The 20,255-nt window shown below is 49.8% G+C and carries 17 protein-coding genes; 4 read left to right on the forward strand and 13 right to left on the reverse strand.

All coding sequences use genetic code 11. The features are described from left to right. Positions 1 to 25 precede the first annotated feature (25 nt). Positions 26 to 514, forward strand: coding sequence for a TIGR00645 family protein (locus tag AC5SV9_RS05140; RefSeq protein ID WP_475146869.1), 489 nt, complete (start codon positions 26 to 28; stop codon positions 512 to 514). 32 nt (positions 515 to 546) lie between these two features. Then, a complete protein-coding gene (locus tag AC5SV9_RS05145; RefSeq protein ID WP_475146871.1) occupies positions 547 to 4,137 on the forward strand; it encodes a hybrid sensor histidine kinase/response regulator in 3,591 nt (1,196 codons plus the stop codon). 21 nt (positions 4,138 to 4,158) lie between these two features. Here the strand turns inward: AC5SV9_RS05145 and AC5SV9_RS05150 are convergent, their stop codons facing one another. The 13 genes from AC5SV9_RS05150 to AC5SV9_RS05210 all read right to left on the reverse strand — a co-directional run bounded on the left by AC5SV9_RS05150 (position 4,159) and on the right by AC5SV9_RS05210 (position 18,733). Further along, positions 4,159 to 4,917, reverse strand: coding sequence for a substrate-binding periplasmic protein (locus tag AC5SV9_RS05150; protein WP_475146874.1), 759 nt, complete (start codon positions 4,915 to 4,917; stop codon positions 4,159 to 4,161). Positions 4,918 to 5,045: 128 nt separating this feature from the next. Continuing rightward, positions 5,046 to 7,667, reverse strand: a complete 2,622-nt coding sequence (metH, locus tag AC5SV9_RS05155) for a methionine synthase (protein ID WP_475146877.1) — start codon at positions 7,665 to 7,667, stop codon at positions 5,046 to 5,048. Then, positions 7,667 to 8,731 carry a homocysteine S-methyltransferase family protein gene (locus tag AC5SV9_RS05160; RefSeq protein ID WP_475146879.1) on the reverse strand — a complete coding sequence of 355 codons (1,065 nt, stop codon included), beginning with the start codon at positions 8,729 to 8,731 and terminating at the stop codon, positions 7,667 to 7,669. Before AC5SV9_RS05160 ends, metH begins: the two co-directional genes overlap by 1 nt. Positions 8,732 to 8,746: 15 nt before the next feature. Beyond that, positions 8,747 to 9,673 (reverse strand): homoserine O-succinyltransferase, encoded by a 927-nt coding sequence (locus tag AC5SV9_RS05165; protein ID WP_475146881.1) that lies wholly within the window; start codon positions 9,671 to 9,673, stop codon positions 8,747 to 8,749. A gap of 123 nt (positions 9,674 to 9,796) precedes the next feature. Then, positions 9,797 to 10,720: a DUF2167 domain-containing protein gene (locus AC5SV9_RS05170; protein ID WP_475146884.1), complete on the reverse strand. Its 924-nt coding sequence runs from the start codon at positions 10,718 to 10,720 to the stop codon at positions 9,797 to 9,799. Between the two features lie 272 nt (positions 10,721 to 10,992). After that, the gene (locus AC5SV9_RS05175; protein ID WP_475146885.1) at positions 10,993 to 11,544 is read right to left on the reverse strand and encodes a glutathione peroxidase; all 552 of its coding nucleotides are present in this window, start codon (positions 11,542 to 11,544) and stop codon (positions 10,993 to 10,995) included. An 85-nt stretch (positions 11,545 to 11,629) separates the two neighbouring features. Beyond that, positions 11,630 to 13,681: a TonB-dependent receptor gene (locus AC5SV9_RS05180; RefSeq protein WP_475146888.1), complete on the reverse strand. Its 2,052-nt coding sequence runs from the start codon at positions 13,679 to 13,681 to the stop codon at positions 11,630 to 11,632. A 10-nt stretch (positions 13,682 to 13,691) separates the two neighbouring features. Beyond that, positions 13,692 to 14,204, reverse strand: a complete 513-nt coding sequence (locus AC5SV9_RS05185) for a hypothetical protein (protein WP_475146891.1) — start codon at positions 14,202 to 14,204, stop codon at positions 13,692 to 13,694. Further along, complete coding sequence (locus AC5SV9_RS05190) at positions 14,204 to 15,262, reverse strand: hypothetical protein (protein WP_475146893.1); 1,059 nt, start codon at positions 15,260 to 15,262, stop codon at positions 14,204 to 14,206. Before AC5SV9_RS05190 ends, AC5SV9_RS05185 begins: the two co-directional genes overlap by 1 nt. A 56-nt stretch (positions 15,263 to 15,318) precedes the next feature. After that, the gene (locus AC5SV9_RS05195) at positions 15,319 to 15,801 is read right to left on the reverse strand and encodes a cadherin-like domain-containing protein (RefSeq protein WP_475146896.1); all 483 of its coding nucleotides are present in this window, start codon (positions 15,799 to 15,801) and stop codon (positions 15,319 to 15,321) included. A 10-nt stretch (positions 15,802 to 15,811) separates the two neighbouring features. Further along, positions 15,812 to 17,392, reverse strand: a complete 1,581-nt coding sequence (locus tag AC5SV9_RS05200; RefSeq protein WP_475146898.1) for a DUF4331 domain-containing protein — start codon at positions 17,390 to 17,392, stop codon at positions 15,812 to 15,814. 112 nt (positions 17,393 to 17,504) lie between these two features. Then, positions 17,505 to 18,182, reverse strand: coding sequence for an anti-sigma factor (locus AC5SV9_RS05205; RefSeq protein WP_475146900.1), 678 nt, complete (start codon positions 18,180 to 18,182; stop codon positions 17,505 to 17,507). Beyond that, on the reverse strand, positions 18,179 to 18,733 hold the full coding sequence (locus AC5SV9_RS05210; RefSeq protein ID WP_475146901.1) for a sigma-70 family RNA polymerase sigma factor: 555 nt from the start codon (positions 18,731 to 18,733) through the stop codon (positions 18,179 to 18,181). Before AC5SV9_RS05210 ends, AC5SV9_RS05205 begins: the two co-directional genes overlap by 4 nt. A gap of 175 nt (positions 18,734 to 18,908) precedes the next feature. Between AC5SV9_RS05210 and AC5SV9_RS05215 the strand changes: the two genes are divergently transcribed. Beyond that, complete coding sequence (locus AC5SV9_RS05215) at positions 18,909 to 19,949, forward strand: glutathione synthetase (RefSeq protein ID WP_226767656.1); 1,041 nt, start codon at positions 18,909 to 18,911, stop codon at positions 19,947 to 19,949. Between the two features lie 85 nt (positions 19,950 to 20,034). Beyond that, positions 20,035 to 20,229: a PA3496 family putative envelope integrity protein gene (locus AC5SV9_RS05220; protein WP_134057028.1), complete on the forward strand. Its 195-nt coding sequence runs from the start codon at positions 20,035 to 20,037 to the stop codon at positions 20,227 to 20,229. Positions 20,230 to 20,255: the final 26 nt, after the last annotated feature.

The raw sequence follows: 20,255 nt of genomic DNA on the forward strand, positions 1-20,255 counted from the left end.
GCGACTGGACAAAACAGGTGCTGTTATGGAAAATTTTCTGGAAAAACTGATGTATTCCTCGCGCTGGATTATGGCGCCCATTTACCTTGGTCTTAGCCTGGCATTAATTGCGCTGGGTATAAAATTCTTTCAGGAAATCTTTCATATCCTGCCCATTATTCTTAGCATGAAAGAGGTTGAGCTGGTTCTGGTTGTGTTGTCGCTGATAGATATTGCTTTAGTTGGCGGCCTTATCGTTATGGTGATGTTCTCCGGGTATGAAAACTTCGTTTCACGCCTTGATTTAGAAGGCAATGACGACAAGCTAAGCTGGTTAGGCAAACTGGATTCCGGCTCACTAAAAAACAAAGTTGCAGCGTCTATTGTCGCTATCTCGTCAATCCATCTGCTGAAGGTATTTATGAATACCGAAAGCATCGCCAACGATAAGATACAGTGGTATTTACTAATCCATATAACCTTTGTGTTGTCTGCTTTTGCGATGGGCTATCTGGATAAAGTTCTGCGCAAATAAAAACTAACGCGCACCCGAACGGAATCAAACGGGTGCAACGCAAATTACAGCTGTGCAAACAAGAGGTGAGCATAGTGCTAACATTTATTCAGTCATACTGGCGCTATTGTGTGTTGCTGATAATGCTGAGCTGCCAGACTATTGCGGCTCAGCAATACGGCACTCCGCTGCTGAGTAACTTCAAACCAAAAGACTACAATGGCGGCACTCAGAACTGGGCAGTCGTTCAGGACCATCGCGGCGTGCTCTATGTTGGCAACAACGTAGGGGTGCTCGAATATGACGGTGCCAGCTGGCGTATGATACCAACCCGCAACAAAGCGGTTGTCCGTTCACTGGCGCTAGCCGCCGATGGTAAAATATATGTGGGTTCTAAAGGAGAGCTGGGTTACCTCGACACCAGCAGCACGCAAGGTACCCGGTATGTTTCACTGCTGGAGCGTATTCCGGCTGATTACCGCAACTTTCAGGACGTGCGCCAAACTTTTGCCACGCCGCAAGGCATATACTTTGTTAGCCGCAGTGCCATTTTTTTGCTGACGCCACAGCAAGTTAAAGTCTGGACAACCAGTAGTGCCTTTCACAAAGCATTTTATCTGCAGGAACGGCTGTTCGTCAGGGAAGAAGGCCGGGGGTTGTTGCAATTGCTCGACGGAGAGTTCAGCGCCGTGCCGGGCGCAGAACGTTTCGCTGATACCAGCGTATTTATGCTTGAACCCTTTGATGCTCAAACACTGCTGGCGGGCAATCGTGAGGGTGAACTGTTTTTGCTGACCGAGAACGGTAGCCAGCGTTGGCATACCGAGATAGATGACGCGCTCAAGCAAGCTTCACTGTACAGCGGCATCCGACTGAGAAACGGCGATTATGCCCTTGGTACTACTGAGGCAGGCCTGTTTATTCTGACAGCTGATGGCAAGTTAAAAAGCCACATCACCACAGCTCTGGGATTGGTCGATCAGAATGTCAGGGCGTTGTATCAGGACCACCAGCAAGGCTTATGGCTGGCGCTTGATCACGGACTTAGCAGGATAGATCTGTCTGCAGCCATCTCGTATTACAGTGATGCCAGCGGCCTGCAAGGCAATGTGCTGTCGCTTTATCAGCATCAGAACATACTGTACGCCGGTACCAGCCTCGGTTTATACCGGCGTAATGCGCAAAACCGCTTCGAGCCTGTGAGCCAGATACAAAAACAAACCTGGGATTTTATCAACTATCAGCAGCAGCTGCTTATCGCAAACAGCAAAGGCGTTTATGCGCTTGAGCAAGGCGATGTCACTCTACTTCGGCGCTCAGAACTGGCAAGTAAAGTGTTATATCAGTCATTGCGCAACCCACAGCGCGTTTATATCGGTTTGCAAAATGGCCTGGCGAGCATGCGCTATGAACAGGGACGCTGGCTTGATGAAGGCCGGGTTCCCGGTGTTCAGGGTAACCTGAACAGTATTCTGGAAACGCCGGATGGTGAGCTTTGGTTGGGGACTTTAGCGCATGGTGTATACCGCCTAACGCTGCCAAGCCAGTGGCAGGGCGGCAATTCCGTGCCTTTGCCTATCAAGCGTTTTAGCAGTAATGAAGGCCTGCCCAGCAATAACCGAAATAGCGTCTACTGGTACAAACAGGCGTTATTGATTGCAACGGTCGCCGGTTTCTATCGTTTTGATGAACAGCAACAACAATTTACATTGGACCCTCAGTTATCTCAGGCCTTTACAGACTCTCAGCCCTGGGTGCGTGATCCGCAAACCGATAAGAACAATAACTTATGGCTGTTAACCTGGGATAACGATACCGGCAGGCGTCAGGCCGGCGTGTTGTTTGCAGACAGTGCAGGTTTTTATCGCTGGCAGGCGTCGGCGCTAAAACCCTTGCAGGATATTCCACTGGATACGCTGTTGATAGACGAGCAAAACGTGATCTGGTTTGGCGGTGCAGAAGGCATATTCCGGTTTGCGATAAATGAGCATCGTAATCTGCCGCCCAAGCCGCCTTTACTGCGCCAACTAAGTACGCTTGATGGCCCAGCAGTCTACAGCGGTGGCGCCTTACCCAATAGGCTGAAGCTTGGGCCTGACAGCACAGCGCTGCGCTTTGAATATGCCAGCCCGAACTTCAGCCACTTATTTCAGCCCCAGTTTCAGGTCAAACTGCAGGGATACGATAAAGACTGGTCGCTGTGGAGTAATGAGCTGTACCGTGACTACACTAACCTGGCACCGGGAGACTATCAGTTTATGGTGCGCAGCCGCGATCACCAGGGTAATCTGCAATTGTCTGATCAGCTCAATATCTACATCGCGCCCCCCTGGTATTTCAGCACAGCAGCCTGGGCCGGCTATGTACTGCTTTGCGTATTGTTGATATATATTTTGCTGAAATGGCGCACTTATCACTTAACGCAGGAAAAATACCAGTTAACCCGGCTGGTGGAAGAGCGTACAGCACATCTGCAGCAAACAATGGCGCAGTTACAACAGGCGAAACAGAGTGCTGAGTCTGCTGCACAGGCCAAAAGTGAGTTTCTGGCTAATATGAGCCACGAGTTGCGTACCCCACTCAACGCAGTGCTGGGGTTTTCCCAATTGGCCCAGCAAAGTGAAGACCCGGCAACGCAACAGAGCTACCTCGATAAAATTCGGGCATCAGGCAGAATTTTACTTAGCATAATCAACGACATACTTGATTTCTCTAAGATTGAAGCCGGCAAACTGGCACTGGAGCAAGCGTCATTCAGCCTGCGGGAAACGCTGACACAGGTCGTCGATATGTTCAGTGCGCAAATTTCGCAAAAAGGCCTGCAGTTTGTGTTGCAGCTTGAACACGATGTTCCGGATAAGCTGACTGGCGATGCCCTGAGACTGTCACAAGTACTGATTAACCTGCTAAGTAATGCCGTAAAGTTTACTGAGCAGGGTGACATTACACTTAGCGTTTCAGCTGAAGCCGTAAAAGACCGTTACCAGCTGCTATTTGCTGTGACCGATACCGGTATAGGCATCAGTGAACATCAGCAACAGCAATTGTTTACCGCTTTTAATCAGGCTGACAGTTCAATCAGCCGCAAATATGGTGGTACAGGCCTGGGTCTGACGATTTGCCAGCGTCTGGTCACACTGATGGGGGGCAAACTCAGCGTCAGCAGCGCCCCCGGCCAGGGTAGCAAGTTTAGTTTCAGTCTGATGTTTGATATTGCTGAGGCTGCAGATCTGCCAGCCGAAACAGTCGCGCCGACCCTCACCACCAGTGTGACAACGGGCAAACATACGATTTTGTTAGTAGAAGACAATTACTTTAATCAGGCATTGGCACAAATTATTCTGCAGAAGCTTGGTTATACAGTGGTACTCGCCACCAGCGGTGAGCAGGCACTACAGTGCCTGGCAACACAGGCGGTATCGCTGGTACTGATGGACATAGAAATGCCGGGCATTGATGGTTTTGACACGACAAAACAGCTACGTCAATTGCCCGGGCTTAGTAAATTGCCTGTTATCGCCATGACAGCACACAATTCTGATGCTGCACGGCAAGATGCCAGCCAGGCACAGATGAATGAGCTTATCAGTAAACCTATTGATGCCTCAGAACTGGCTGAGCTGCTGCGTAAATGGCTGAACTGACAATTTTGCCAGCATTACAGCTCAGTAACTGTCTGTTGGCCCGTCACAATAAAAACGGTTAGGTAGCTGCTGGTTTAGCTGCATAAAATAGCTCATTTGCAGCTGCTGATACCAATTATCCAGCACAACACTCAGCAGAGCCTTGTCAAAGCTACGCTGTAACGCTGGATCACGGAAGGCTGCACGATACAAGGTGGCATCAAACAACTCATGCACCGTTACTGCAGCAGGCATCGCTGAATTCTGCTGGTGAAAGGTAAAAATATTGCGATCAAGCACTATCGCCGCTGCCCGTCCCTGCAGCAACATTTCAACCTGTGCCCGCTGATCCACCGTTTCCTGATAGCTTTTGTTCTGCAAAACGGCGTCGCGATAATCCGCGCCGAGCACTTTACTGGCCCCCTGAAAGGCGATCACGGCCTTACCCGCCAAATCAGCCGGGTGCTGTATCGTCAGCTCGTCGCTGCTGCGGCTTACCACGACGTTTTGGTAGCGGATATAAGGTTGGGAAAAAAATACGCCCGGCTCATCGGCGGTCATCGGCTGTAAAGTGGCCACATCACCATTACCACTTTCCAGTAAAGCCCGGATACGGGAGTTAGGTACAAAGACAAATACCGCTTCATGCCCCATCCGGCGAATAACCTCACGCAGCAGCTCCAATTCATAACCACTGACTGTCTCAAGCCGGATATAAGGCGGCTTGTTTTGCCCCACCAATACATTCAGCGGTGCAGCGCTTAACCGGCCGCTGCACAACACTATTAAAGCTAACATCATCCATTTGCGCATCGACAACGACTCCAGCTTTGTTTTGTTAAAGCTTAGACCGTTTTACCTGACAGCATGGATAAATTTCAAGTTCTTCCCGAAGGAAGAAACAAATAGTTATGATGCTTTACAACAACTTAACCAAGGTTCGGTGCCAGCCAGCTTTGTGCCTGTTGCTCGTTCCAACCCTTTTTCTGTGCGTAGTCGTTCAGCTGATCCGCACCGATTTTACTGACGGTAAAATACTTACTGTCCGGATGGGCGAAATACCAGCCACTTACCGCAGCCCCCGGCCACATGGCATAACTCTCGGTCAATTGGATGCCGGTTTGCGCTTCGACATCCAACAACTGCCATAACGTGCCCTTTTCTGTATGCTCCGGACAGGCCGGATAACCCGGTGCGGGTCTGATGCCCTGATATAACTCCCGGATCAGCTGCTCGTTATCCAGATTTTCGTCGGCGGCATAGCCCCAATACTCGCGCCGCACTTTTAAGTGCAGGTATTCGGCCAGGGCTTCGGCTAAACGATCGGCCAGGGCCTTTACCATAATACTGTTGTAATCATCATGTTCAGCAGCAAACTTGGCGGCGAATTCATCGGCACCAAAGCCGGTACTAACAGCAAAGCCTCCGATATAGTCTTTTACGCCACTATTGGCCGGCGCGATAAAGTCGGCAAGGCTGTAATTGGGCGCGTTATTGCGAAGTTGTAGCTGCTGACGCAGGTTATATAGCCTTGTTTTTTCTTTAGTTCTACTCTCATCGGTGTACACGATAATGTCATCGCCGTCGCTGTTGGCCGGAAAAAAACCAAACACTGCTTTGCCTTTCACATGACCTTCGCTAATCATCCGGTCCAGCATAGTATTGGCATCTTTAAACAGCTTACGCGCTTCCAGCCCTACTTCGGCGTGGTTCAAAATTGCCGGATACTTACCCGACAACTGCCAGGTTAAAAAGAATGGCGTCCAGTCAATGTAATCACGTAGCACAGTCAAATCGACGTTCTGCCACAAGTGCACCCCGCCTTGTTTTGGCGCAGGTGCCACGCGGCTCACATCGAGCTGGAAGCGATTTGCTCTTGCCTGTTCCAGGCTGAGCAGTGTTTGTCCGGGCCTTGAGCGCGCATGCTGCTCGCGGGCAATTTCATATTCGTGCTTGATACGCGCCAGGTAATCGGCTTTGCTACCCTCACCAATAAGCGATTGCACTACCGATACGCTACGGGAAGCATTAGGTACATACACCACGCCATGATTGTAGTTAGGCTCAATTTTTACCGCGGTATGTGCTTTGGACGTTGTTGCTCCGCCAATCAACAGCGGTTGGGTATAGCCCAGCCGGGTCATTTCTTTGGCGACATGCACCATTTCATCCAGTGATGGCGTAATCAGGCCGGATAAACCTATTACGTCTACGTTATGTTCTTTAGCTACCCGTAATAATTCGGCACAAGGTACCATCACACCCAGGTCAATAACCTCAAAGTTATTGCACTGCAGCACCACGCCGACAATATTCTTACCAATATCGTGTACATCGCCTTTTACCGTTGCCAGCAGTACCTTACCCTGCGCCTGGCCACCGGCTTTATCCTGTTCGATATAAGGTTGCAGATAAGCCACCGCTTTTTTCATTACCCGCGCCGATTTCACCACCTGCGGTAAAAACATCTTACCTTCGCCGAATAAATCCCCGACTACATTCATGCCGTCCATCAGCGGACCTTCAATCACATGCAGCGGTTTTTCCGCCTGTTGCCGGGCTTCTTCGGTGTCCTGCTCAATAAAATCAGTGATACCTTTTACTAAGGCATGCTCCAGCCGCTTATTTACCGGCAGGCTGCGCCAGGCATCATCAGCTTTTTCGGCAACACTACCATCGCCTTTAAACTGGGCTGCAATCTCCAGCAGGCGCTCGGTTGCATCATCGCGGCGGTTCAGAATCACATCCTCTACCCGCTCACGCAACAACGCAGGAATGTCGTCATAGACCGCCAGCTGTCCGGCGTTAACAATACCCATATCCATGCCGGCAGCAATGGCATGGTACAAAAACACCGAGTGAATAGCCTCGCGCACCGCGTCATTGCCACGAAACGAAAACGACACATTAGATACACCGCCGGAAATTTTGGCATGTGGGCAAAGCCGCTTTATCTCGCGCGTTGCTTCAATAAAATCGACCGCATAGTTGTTATGCTCTTCTATACCGGTGGCGACAGCAAAGATGTTTGGGTCAAAAATAATGTCTTGCGGCGGAAAGCCAATCTGGCTGGTCAGAATGTGATAAGCGCGCTGACAAATTTCTACTTTGCGCGCCTTAGTATCGGCCTGGCCGGATTCATCAAACGCCATTACGACAACGGCGGCGCCATAGCGGCGTAACAGCCGCGCCTGATGTAAGAATGGCGCTTCGCCTTCTTTTAGTGAAATGGAGTTCACCACGGCTTTGCCCTGAATGCATTTCAGTGCAGCCTCGATGACTTCCCATTTGGATGAGTCAACCATTATCGGTACGCGGGCAATATCTGGCTCTGCAGCCAAAAGTTGCAGATAGCGCACCATTGCAGCTTTGCTATCCAGCATCGCTTCATCCATATTGATATCGATGATTTGCGCGCCATTTTCAACCTGCTGCCTTGCTACATCAAGCGCGGCTTCATAGTCGCCGTTTAAAATCAGCTTTTTAAATTTTGCCGAGCCGGTAACGTTGGTCCGCTCGCCGACATTGATAAATCTGGCTTGTTGTTGCATCACCACTCCAGAGAAAAGGCTTCAAGGCCGGCTAAATGAAAACTGTGCGCAGGTGCTTTGGGCTGACGAGGCGGCGCTGCTTTAACCGCCAGAGCTATCGCTTTGATATGCTCTGGCGTCGTACCGCAGCAGCCGCCGACAACGTTCAGAAACCCCTGCTTTGCCCAGTCGGCAATTTCAGCGGCCATCTCCTGTGGCCCCAGGTCGTATTCACCAAACTCATTGGGTAAACCTGCGTTGGGGTGCACCGACACAAATGCTTCTGAAACGCCGGACAGCGTTTCTACATAGGGGCGCAATAAATCTGGCCCTAATGCGCAGTTAAGGCCAAAACAGACCGGTTCAACATGCGCAAGGCTGTGATAAAACGCTTCTGTAGTCTGGCCCGACAAGGTTCGGCCAGAGGCATCGGTAATGGTGCCGGAAATCATTACCGGCAACTTAACGCCGACCTCATCAAATACCTGCAGTACCGCAAAAGCGGCGGCTTTGGCATTTAAGGTATCAAAAATGGTTTCAAGCATAATGATGTCAGCACCACCCTCAATCAGTGCTCTGGTAGATTCCGTATAGGCATCAACCAGCTCTTCAAAACTGACATTGCGAAACCCGGGGTCGTTGACATCCGGTGAGATAGACGCTGTGCGGTTAGTTGGCCCAAGCACACCAGCAACAAAGCGCGGCTTGTGTGGCTCAAGTGCAGTTATCTCATCACAGACTTTACGCGCCAAAGCGGCAGACTCGCGGTTTACCCGCGCCGACAAGCTTTCCATCTGATAGTCTGCCATAGCAATGCAGGTGGCATTAAAGCTGTTGGTTTCAACAATATCGGCGCCAGCCAGTAGATACTGACGGTGAATATCTGCGATTAAATCCGGCTGCGTCAGCACCAGCAAATCGTTGTTGCCTTTGACATCGCAAGGCCAGTTGGCAAACTCACTACCGCGGTAATCGGCCTCCTGCAGCCGGTGCTGCTGGATCATCGTGCCCATGGCACCATCCAGAATTAAAATTCGCTTTTCGAGCAACTGACGGAACTGCTGCGGGGTTAGTCTTGCTGTCATAACATGCTCTTTATCTTAGGCGCCGCGACCAATCTGACTTAACTCAAATGGTGTGGCCTGATATACATAGTAGTTCAGCCAGTTGCTGAATAGTAAAAAGGCGTGGCTTTGCCACAGTTTTTGTGGCCCTTGCATAGGGTCATTATTGCGATAGTAATTTTCCGGCAGCTTAGCTGTAACGCCAGCAGCCAGGTCACGCTGATATTCATCATCCAGCGTCGTTAAATCATATTCCGGGTGACCGGTAACAAATACCCGGCTACCACTGCTGTTTTGCAACAGGTAGGCACCTGTTACATCGGCCTCAGCCAGAATATGTAAGTCATCATGTTGCTGGTATTTCTGTTTGGGCACCTGGGCATAACGTGAATGAGGCACTAAGAATTCATCATCAAAACCGCGCACCAGTGGGCACAGTGGCTGGGTCACCTGCTGCCAGTAAACCCCAGACAGCTTTTCGCCGCGAATTTCGCGCTGCAAGCCATAGTACTGATACAGCGCCGCATGTGCTGCCCAACACAAAAACAAGGTGGAGGTTACATTATTATCAGCCCAACGCAGAATATCGCCAAACTGCGCCCAGTAGGTAACGTCTTCATAATCTACCAGTCCCAGTGGCGCTCCGGTAATAATCAGGCCGTCATACTTTTGCTGCTGCACTTCTGAGAAGTAGCGGTAAAAACAGTTGAGATGGCTCGGCGGCGTGTTTTTACTGACATGATCATCAATGCGCAGCAAGTCGACGTCTACCTGCAACGGGCTATTCGCCAATAACCGCAACAGCTGAATTTCAGTCGCAATTTTATTGGGCATCAGGTTTAAAATCGCAATTTTAAGCGGCCGGATGTCCTGCGACTGCGCCCGGCTTTCGGTCATCACGAACACATTTTCTGCCGACAGGGCTTCTACCGCCGGCAACTGATCGATCACTTTAATAGGCATAGCCACATCCGCTTAACTGACATAGCCGCTATGTTGCTTAAATTAGCGCGCCAAGTCAACTTCTATACGTTTAGATGGCCAAATAGATTAACATTATGGCTGTGCCTAAATATGACCAACTGATCAGTTCGGCGTTTTCGGTTGTGTTTTCCTGGCAAATAGTTTACGCAGTAATGCACCAATCCCGAGCACAATAAACACACCAAATTTCTTTAAAAACACCAGTGCCAGCGCCAAGAAGCCGGTTTTCGCCAGCACTTTACCGGCGACTAATGCTCCCAAACCATAAGCGGCAACCTGATCCAGCTCCGGGTTAAAATCAGCGTACTGAGCACCGCTATCAAATTCGGCCAGGGCCAGTACCGAATCCAAATTCTGATTAATTTGTGGCAGCTGTTCCATACCGGCGATAAAATTCAGTACCAGTACCCCTTTACGCCCCAGTACGCGAATATTGTAATTCAGCGTATTAACGTCATTGTCGCCAAATTGAATTTCCTTAGCCCAGTGCAGCTTATGCTGCGCCTGATCATAAAATGGCTTTGCGGCCCAACCGACTAACGCGATTGGCTCGTAACCATGCTCTACCCGCTCTTTGCTGGCTTCTGCTGTATCCTGCTGCATCTGTGCTAACAATTCTGTGTAGTCAATATCAGCAGCATCGTCATCCGATACATAACCGTCCTGTTCGTATTCGACAGTAACTGCCCATGACTCGGCGTCAAACGGGGTAAAATTAGCCGGAAAAATCATGCCCAGTACATTTTGTCCCGGAGGGTTGCCCCACACATCAACCAATACTGTTTCGGCATCTTTTGCTGATAAAAAGTAAAACTCATCAGGGATATTCAGTGTTGCATCCGTTCCCGGCAGGCTGATCCTGCCCTGATTTTTCTGCAATGATGCCAGGATTTGACCGGCCCATTCCTCGTATTCTGCTTGTTGCTGTGTAGTTTCGTCCTGTGGGACAACTGTTTCTTCATTACTGGCATAAGCAATTGGTGCCAGCAACATGAAGCAAACGGCAAAAATATGTGTCAGTTTCATTATGCTTCCTTCTGAGCGAAGTTATTCCATCATGGTAAAAAGGCAAATTGGGTAACGAGCAGCGCCAGATAGAATGTCGCTGTTTTTATTAATAAATTCAAATTTTTATTCGAAGCAAGCCTGAGTAATATGATAAAAATTGCTGCAATCAGCTTTAACGGCAGGGGTAATGCGATATGGCGGATGCCAGGGTTTCAGAAAGAATGGCAGCATAGGTTGATACGCTGCCATTATTGTTTACAGACTAAACGCTAGTTTTTGCAGTAATAAGGTTATTTACCTGCCAGCATACTTTCCAGCTCAGCGATAAACTCTTTATCGTCCGGCTTAGTACGGCTGCCAAAGTGTTTCACGGTCTGCTCATCACTACTCACCAGGTACTTATTAAAATTCCAGCTCGGTGTTTCACCGGTTTTGGCAATCAGCGCTTTAAATACCGGGTTAGCGTCATCACCTGTGACTTTAGAACTGGCAAACATAGGAAATTTTACGCCATAGGTTAAATAACACACTTCAGCCGTTTTACCGGCATCGTCATATTCCTGTTTAAAGCTGTCGGAAGGAAAGCCCAGCACCACTAAACCTTTGTCCTGATACTTCTGGTACAGCGCTTCCAATGCATCAAACTGCGGTGTAAAGCCACACTTGCTTGCGGTATTTACCACCAGCACAGTTTTGCCTTTAAAGCTGTCACATAAATCGACGCTTTCCCGGGTATTCAGTTGCTGCATGGAATGGCCGAGAATTTCACCGCATTGATTTGCCATCACCGGCGCGGCAAGCACTGATGTGATAATCGCCATAGCGCTTAATAGCTGTTTCATTGTTATCTCCTGTAAGGGCTCACTGTTATGTTGCCAGTTCATTACGTACGCTAAGCTTAAACCGATCTGTACCAAAGCGACAGGCTTAAAACTGATACCGTATTGTCAGGCGGGCACTGCGGGGTTCCATCGGATGAGAATGCCTGTCCTCCACCCCCTCTGCCGGCTCATCAGTAAGACGAGAAGCATAAAAATAATCAATGTCGCTGTCATTGCTGTCGAGCAGGTTTAGCAGCTCAAACCCCAGTTGCCAGTTTTGCCATTGATACTGGTAGCCGCCATTTAGCACGGTGCTGGTGCCGGAGCGCTGGCGGTTATAGCTGTCCAAAGTGCGCTTGCCAAAATGTCGCAGCCGTAAACTCAGCTGCCAGGGCGAGTCTGCTTTATAAATCACACCTAAGCTGGCAACTACCGGCAAAGCACCATCTACATAATCGCCCTCTTCAGGGCTACTCTGAGAAAACCGTGAGCGCGTCAGCGCAAGCTCAGTATCTATGCTCCAGTTGCTGTTAAACCAGTAATACGCTGCTACTTCTACGCCGAAGCGCCTAGACGCACGGCTGGGTTCGTTTGTACCGGCATCACCGACATACAGCAGCTCAGAATCCATCTCCAGATACCATAACGCAATAGAGGCATTGAGCGCACTGTAGTCAAAAAAGCGCAGGCCAAGTTCAGCACCATTGCTACGGACCAGCAGGTTAACCGGCGCCACACTGTCACCACTAACCGGGTCGACTGTCGTCGTTGCGCCGCGGGCATCATTCGAGTGAAAACCTTGTCCGGCATTGATGTAAGCCTGCCAATTCGCGGCAAACTGATAACTCAGCCCCGTTTTCAGCGAAGCAATACCGTCAGAGGCACTACCACCATTCATAGCCAGATCACTGGCCACGTCAGCGTCGACATAATCGTAACGGATACCTAAATGCGCATTCCAGTCACTGTTCAGTTGCAGCGTAGTTTGGCTGAACAACGCCACGGAGCTCTGTTCAACGGCATCTGAACGGACCAAACTTAAACGCTGCCGCTTTGCCGTGTTGTAAAGCCCTACCTCAGCGATATCATCATAGCGCAGCTGTATGCCGGCGACATGCTCCACCGCAAATTCGCCAACCTGATGATGCCAGTGATGGCTTAACTCACCACCATATATCCACCTGTCATCGACCTGTTCAAACTGATCGCCGTTGACCGGATCATTAAGGAAATAAGTAAAATTGGACCAAAGATCCATTTTGGCCTGTATTGCATAAGCATTCCACTGCCAGGCATCGCTGTACCAGCTGGCAGAAAGGCTATAGCGTGAACTGTTGCCACCCAAATCAGTATCCAGAGAGCCAAAGCTGTCAATTAATCCCTGTACTACTGCCCGCTGTGGTATTTGATCTGCTGAATTCCAGCTATTGTCATAAGCCATCATTGTCAGCGCTAACTGGCCCGCGCCCACATTCTGACTGTATCGAGCCAGCAAATTTACTTTATCAACGTTTTCGTCGACATCCGTCCAGGGCCCGTTATATTGCTGCAACTCTGCTGCCAACAGCATGTTGCCCTTGCCTGCAGCGGAACTACCTTTGCCAAGCAGGCGGCTGTAGCCATGTTGCCCCAAAGTCAGTGCTGCCGTTTTGCTGGTGCGGTTTTGAATACCAAAGCGTGCGGTACCCGCTGAGGAAAAGTCGCCGCTATTAGCATGGTAAGCACCTTTCTGATAATCAATCTGTGCGATAACCTCGGGCATGATGAAGTTTAAATCGGTATAGCCCTGGCCATGGCCGTGGCTGCGCATATTAACCGGCATACCATCAACATAAGTGGCGAAATCAGTGCCGTGGTCCAGATTAAAACCACGCAAAAAATACTGATTCGCTTTACCGCTGCCGCTATGCTGTGTTACCACCATGCCGGGAATAAACTCCAGTACTTCACCAGTTCGCAGCAAAGGACGGTCGGCAATTTCGCTGTTACCAATAACACCTTCAGACGCCGAACTGGCCAGGCCCAGCAAATCGGTCTGCCGGCCTTTAATAGTAATTTGCTCCATCATGTGGGCAGATAAAGGGTCAGCTATCACCTGAGATAATGGCGCTATCGACAAAAGCGTCAGACTGAGCGTGCTGAACGGGAGATATTTCATTAAAGCTTCCTTAGCGACTAGCGGCCGGATAATGTGGTGCTCTGGCGGACAAAACGGCAGTTGTTTTCTCTCCCGGTACCTGCCACGACAACAGCAATTTATGGCTGGTATCATATTCAGACAGGGCCAGGTAACTTAGCTGCCAGTTGTCAGGCTGCGGACAATCAACCTTTAGTGGCAATAGTAAGTACAGATCGCGCTGCAGCCGTTGTAATTGCCATTCATTGCTGGCTAGCGTAGTAACCCGGCACGGCTGCTCTGCACTGTTAAATGCAAGATGCTGATCAACGTAGCGCTGTAGCGCCAGCTCACTGTCCATCACTTGTTGCCAGCTAATCTGTTCATCATGTTCGCCGGGGATCAAGCGGGCTTTAGCTAAATCGTGTAACGCAACTTTCCATAGCACAGCAGGCTGCCCGTTAAAAACTGAGACTTCCATATATGCGGTGCTGAAGGTATGCGCGATAGCGCTGCCAGGCATCAGCAATGCGGCTAACAGCTGACAGATTGCGGTGAGTCTCATCAATAAACTCCTTTTACGGCATTTTCGCTTAATTTCAGTAAGCGCAGATCATCCGGCTCTTTTGCGGTCTGGTAATTCACGGTAGCCCAATAAAGCGCTGCTTTTGCATCATGTTTGAGCCGTAAAAAATAGTGCACCAAATCTGCAGCATGATCGGCATCCCCTCTGGCAAGGCGCAACTCGATGCGCTCTGTCAACAGAGCATGATAAGCTCTGCCCGCTCCAAGCTGGCGCTCGGCTAACGTTAAGCGCAGTAATAAACCATCTGACAGGCCATGTTGTTGATAAACGCGTGACAACCGCTGGTATACCGGCTTTGCATCATTCAGCTGCAGACTAAGGTCTGCCCATTTCAGCCATAAACTGGTCGGGGCATTTTGCAGTATGGGTGTTAGCCATTGCCGTGCATCCGAGACCTGCTGTAGCTGTTCTGCTTGCTCGGCTAATATTCCTCTTAACCAGATATCCAGCTCTGAAGTCAGCCGCTGACGTTGCCACAGTTCTTGCAGCGCTGCATAACTTTGTGCCCAACGACCACTGCGCCCGGCCACTTCGTAGCTGCACACAGAAAACAAAAAAAGATCCTGCTGCCACAGCCGGTTACAAGCCTGCTGTGCTAACACTTGTTCATTCTGGGCCAGATAAATGCGTGCAGCCATCAGACTGGCTTGCTGATGATGCGGTGTTGCAGCAAATACTTTATTTAAACTTTGCATAGCCTGCGAAAACTGGTGCTGCTGTTGCTGTAAATCGGCCTGTAGCAGCAGATAACGAACCGAGCCTGTCTGGCTCACAGCGTGCAACAATTCATCCGCCCGGTGAAACCAGTCGTCATAACCCGGCTGCCTGGCCCCCTGAAGATACAACCCTGCCAGTTCAAGCCGTATATTGTCTTCGGGATGACGCCCCAGTTGTGCCGACAACTGTTGCATTGTTGCACTAAGGGGTAACACCGGTTGCAGTTGAAGTGTCGAATCTGATGACGGTTTAAAAGGCGCTGCGGCAACTGATAAACTCAGTAGGCACAGCATCGTTAAAGTGATACGGATAATACGCATAGCATACTCTTAAAAGTAAAAACGCAGAGCAGTAATACCGCTCTGCGTTTGGCAGGTTAAGGCCCGGTCAGAAGATCTGCGTAGTCTGAAGTGCTGGTCGCATCCTGGGTAAAATCGCGACCATTAACGCCCAGGGGCAAATGCTGTTCTGTTTGCGCAAAAGCAGCGCGGCTATAACTGAGAAACGACACTACCGCCACCGCAATATCCACAGTAACCTGCCCATTTGTGGTCAACTCGCCATCAGACACGGCCACGGTGAAACTGTCGCTGCCAGTGAAGCTATTATTGGGTGTATAGGTAAAGCGGCCGTCTGCGCTTAACATCAGCCCACCATTTTGCGGCGGTGATGCCACGCTAAACGTCAGACTGTCGCCATTAGTATCGCTGGCACTAATCTTGTCCATTACCGGGACATCTGTTTCAGTGACAAAGTTGTTGGCACCCAACTCCGGCGCGACGTTAGGCTGGTCTGAGTCGTTACATCCGCTCAGAAACACAGCCAAAACGAAAGCTGTACTCGCAGCTAATCTGTTCATGGTATCCCCCTTAATTTGGTGAACCGGCAAGCGGTGTTAACAGATAAGGAAAGCTGCTATTGAACATGCTGGCATTGACCGGTGCACCATCAGTAAAAGGTACGTTACCAACAGGTGCATCCTCGGGTGCACAATAACCTAAGTTAGTTGGCGTACCATTTACCGGAATGTCATGACACAAAGCCCCCATCACTACTCGCAACGCGATATCAACCACATCATCACCCGGGCGGCGACCATTTGGAAAACCTGCTAAATCATCTCCGGCAACACCAAAAGCTGACTGCATCTGCATCGGTTTAGCGGTGATAGCAGTGTTTAGCCGCAGCATTTCTGACGGTGTAACTGTAGCCAACTGGTTGACACCCTCTACGCCGGTTAAAAAGGCATTAACTAAATCCAGTCGGGGAAAATTTGCAGGTGCCAGATCGGTAATATCGGTTCCCAATGTCGCATTTACCGCATCTTTAAACAGAATATTCAATAAAGCAGGCAAGCTTGGATGTGTTACATAGTCAGCGAACTGCCCGTCATCTACCGGCTGGCTGCTATTAAATTTATCTTTATCAGCCAAACCGATAACCAATTCATTAACCAATGGAGTACTCAGCCTGGATACCTGCACCAAGGCTCCACCATTGACTTCAGGCCGGCTCAGGCTGGCATTAGGATTGAGAATACGAGCCTGAGGCAAACTGGCGGTAGTCCATGCGCCTATCACACCATTACCGTTTCCCGTCAGACAGGCTTTTGGCACTTCAATCGCCAGAGCTGTTACATTTTTAGTGGCTAAATCATCATTCGCACTGCTTTGGGTAATGCCGCCGGGAAACCCTGCCCCATCGCCCGCCCCCGGCGCGCTGTCACCCTCAACCGGAACATAATTCACCAGATCGAAGGTTTCCCCCAGATTAACTACAAAGGGGTCTTTGCGCTGGCCAACAAAAACACGAGCCTTCGACTCACAGCCAGGTATTGCAACGTTGTAGACATATTGATCTGCATAGGCCTGATAAGCGCTGGCGCTGTTGAAGGTTTTGTTACCCACATAATCGTAGGGTTTGGTGAAAGTTGTGGCGCCATCTGGCGACAGCATGGTACTGGCGGTACCGCTTTGTAACTCCAGGCTATAGTTTTCAATAAAATTAAGTGCTGCTGCATTGTCGGCACTTATCGCGCCGACATTTTTTAGCGGCACAGCGACCATTCTCTGATTGTCGGCAGGGCCTATCGGTAATTTTACGCCCATGCCTTCGTTGGCCAGCGTGCTGGAAAAGCGAAAATTAAAACTGATGTCAGCCTTGGCATCACCATCATTGTCGATATGAATACTGTAAACAGCCTGGGGATCCATCGCGAAATAATTCGGCCCACCGTAGGCGTCCTGCAATGGAATGTAATTAGCGATTAACGACACATAGTCATCTCGGCCAGCTTCATAACTATTGAACAGATAAAAATCAGTAGCATCCAGTGTTGGCATACGTGTGATGTTTGGAGCCTCACGATGACTCGACGCCTGAACATCGCTACTTAGTGTTACCACGCTCAGCACCGAGCTAACAGCCAGAAAAAGCATTGTACGGTTCATTTCTCTTATCCTTCAGTTTAAGTTGCCACCAAGTAACGACTCACTGAACGAACCGGATGCACTAAAAATAAAAATAAAAAAACCGCCGTAGCGGTTTTTGTTTTCTTAAGCGTTAAAGCGTAACAATTTGGGCAGTAAACAGCACAGGTCCGGTCGGCGCACCGGTTGCTGAACCGCCCCTAGGCTCCAGGCTTACCGCTAACGCCGCGATCGGCAAGCCTTCAGCTGCCTGTGGCCAGGAGAGTTCGCGCTGACCTTGCTGCGGCAGCAACCCTAAAGATACTGGCGCCTGCCCGTTTGCTGGCAGCATCCAAAGCTCATAGTCATTGGCCGCCTCTGCGGCTACGTTAGCTGTAGCCTTTACCATCAATGTCTGTCGTGCTTTGCTAATCAACCACCAGGCTTTAGCATCAGGGCTTTGGATCACAGCAATATCTTGCTGTGGCATGCTGCTAAGCATTGGTTTTAGCATCACCACCGCCAATGCGACAGAAGCAGCAAGAGCCAGGCCAAGCCAGGCAGAACGGTATAAAACAGGCCGAGCACTAACCGTTGGCGCAACCCAGCCCAATCGCTGCTGGATACGTTGCCAAACGGCGGGATTTGGTGGTGTTGGAGGTAAGCTTTCAGCCAGCGGATTAAGATGCTGTTCCCAGCGCCATACCGTGTCCCGAACGGCAGGGCTGGACATCATCAGTTGCTGAAAGCGCCTGCGGGCGCCGCCACGCATAGCCCCGAGAATAAAATCGACTGCCAGAGCGTCGAGTAGTTCCTGTTGCTGATACTTCATGCTTCCAGGCACCTCTTTAACTGCGTTAAACCACGCCTAATCCAGCTTTTTACTGAGCCAAGCGGCGAGCCGGTATGGGCCGTAATTTCCTGATGGCTCAGCCCGTTAAAGTAAGCGAGTTGAATAGACTGCCGGTGTTCATCAGTTAACCCCTGCATACAGTCGTCCAGCTTAACCTTATCCCGGACCAAGCCGATGGCCTCCCCCGGCTGTACCTCTTCTGCAGCTTCGTCCGGTAATTCTTCACTTAAATCCAGATGTTCAGCTTTTACCCGGCGGGATTTAAGCAAGTCCAGTGCCCGGTATCGGGTGATACTAATCATCCAGCTCATCACGCTACCTTTTTCAGCGTGATAATCCCCCGCATTGTGCCAAATACGGACATAAGCGTCCTGCAACACATCTTCAGCCCAATCATTGCGCCGGAGTAAGTGCAGACTAACTGAAAAGAGCTTGCCTGACGTGGCCTGATACAACTGCTCAAAAGCCTGCTTATTGCCTTGTGCGGTCGCAAAGAGCCATTGGAGTAATTGTTGTTGTGACTGTTCCATGCTGTACCCTGTGATGATGTCCTGAACCTAATACGCCGGACTTGATTAGTTGGATGCAAGCCAGCGCAGATTAATACAAATTTCACGTGTGTTTTTTTACCGCTAAGCTATCATCCGCTTCCTTTTTCCGGCGGCTCTTTTATGCTTAGCCAACGATATTAATGCAGAGAACGTTATGCGAATTTGTTTTCTAATGTACTCGTGGGACAAAGTTTACCCCGACGGCGACAGCACTATCAGGATGATCCACGAGGCGGTGAGTCGTGGCCATACGGTTGCTATTACGCATGCGACTAACCTGACAGTGCGCGACAGCATTGCACAGGCGTTTTGCAAAGTGTTTGTCAAAGGGCAGAAAATCTCCAGTAATATTGCGAGTTTTTACCGCAATGCACAGTTTAACCAGCAGAAGCTGCCACTGGCGGCCTTTGACGCTATTTTCATCCGGCTGAACCCGCCGCTTGACCCCATAGTGCTGAACTTTCTGGACTCGGTGCGCGAAGACACCTTTATCATGAACGATTTAGATGGTGTTCGTATTGCTAACAATAAAATGTATACCGCATCTTTACATGATCCGGATAACGAATTTATCCCGGTAACCCATGTTTCAAAAGATAAAGATTATCTGGCGCGGGTACTGGCTGAATCGCCAAATGATAAAATGGTGTTGAAGCCGCTGAACGGCTACGGCGGCAAAGGCGTTATTTTGCTGGAAAAATCTGCCGCACAAAGTGCCCGCTCACTGCTGGATTTTTATATCGGCGATCAGGAACGTGGCAATTACGTCATTCTGCAGGAATACGTTGAAGGCGCCGAGCTTGGCGATATCCGTATTCTGATGCTCAACGGCAAAGCCATCGGGGCAATGCGCCGCATTCCGCCGCCGGACGACGTACGCTCCAATGTGCATGCCGGCGGCAGTGTAATCAAATACCAGCTGACCGAACGGGAAAAGCGGCTTTGCGCGCACATTGGCCCCAAGCTGGTACGTGACGGCTTATTTTTTGCCGGCATTGATGTGATCAACGGCAAACTGATTGAAGTGAATGTGATGAGCCCCGGCGGCATCGCCAGAATCAACCGGCTGAACGGTGTCAGATTGCAAGAAAAAGTAATTGATTTTATTGAACATATGGTTAGCACCAAGTCGCATTTGTCACCGCGTAAGCAGGTTTTCAGACCGTTGCTGACAGAGGCAGAAGCGCTTAATTGAAAATTTTTATCGTCTTTAAAAAAATAATTCACTGTTTTTAACCGGTAAATCTCGGTAAATAGGCAAAAAAATCTGAGGTGCGCTTATGTCACAGGTAGAAAGCAACGAGTTTGAGTTGGAAGATTTATCAGAAGACAATGAAATTATAAAAGAACTATCGCCCAAGGACAGTAAGGCCAAACAAAAGCTTGAAGCCCGCCGGCGTATCGATGATTTACTGGAGCAAAAACGTTTGCGCCAGTTGCTGGATGACTGGGATCTGGAAGACGATGAAGCATAAAAAAACGGGCGCTTATAGCGCCCCTT

The organism is Rheinheimera sp. ATLC3, assembly GCF_059429535.1.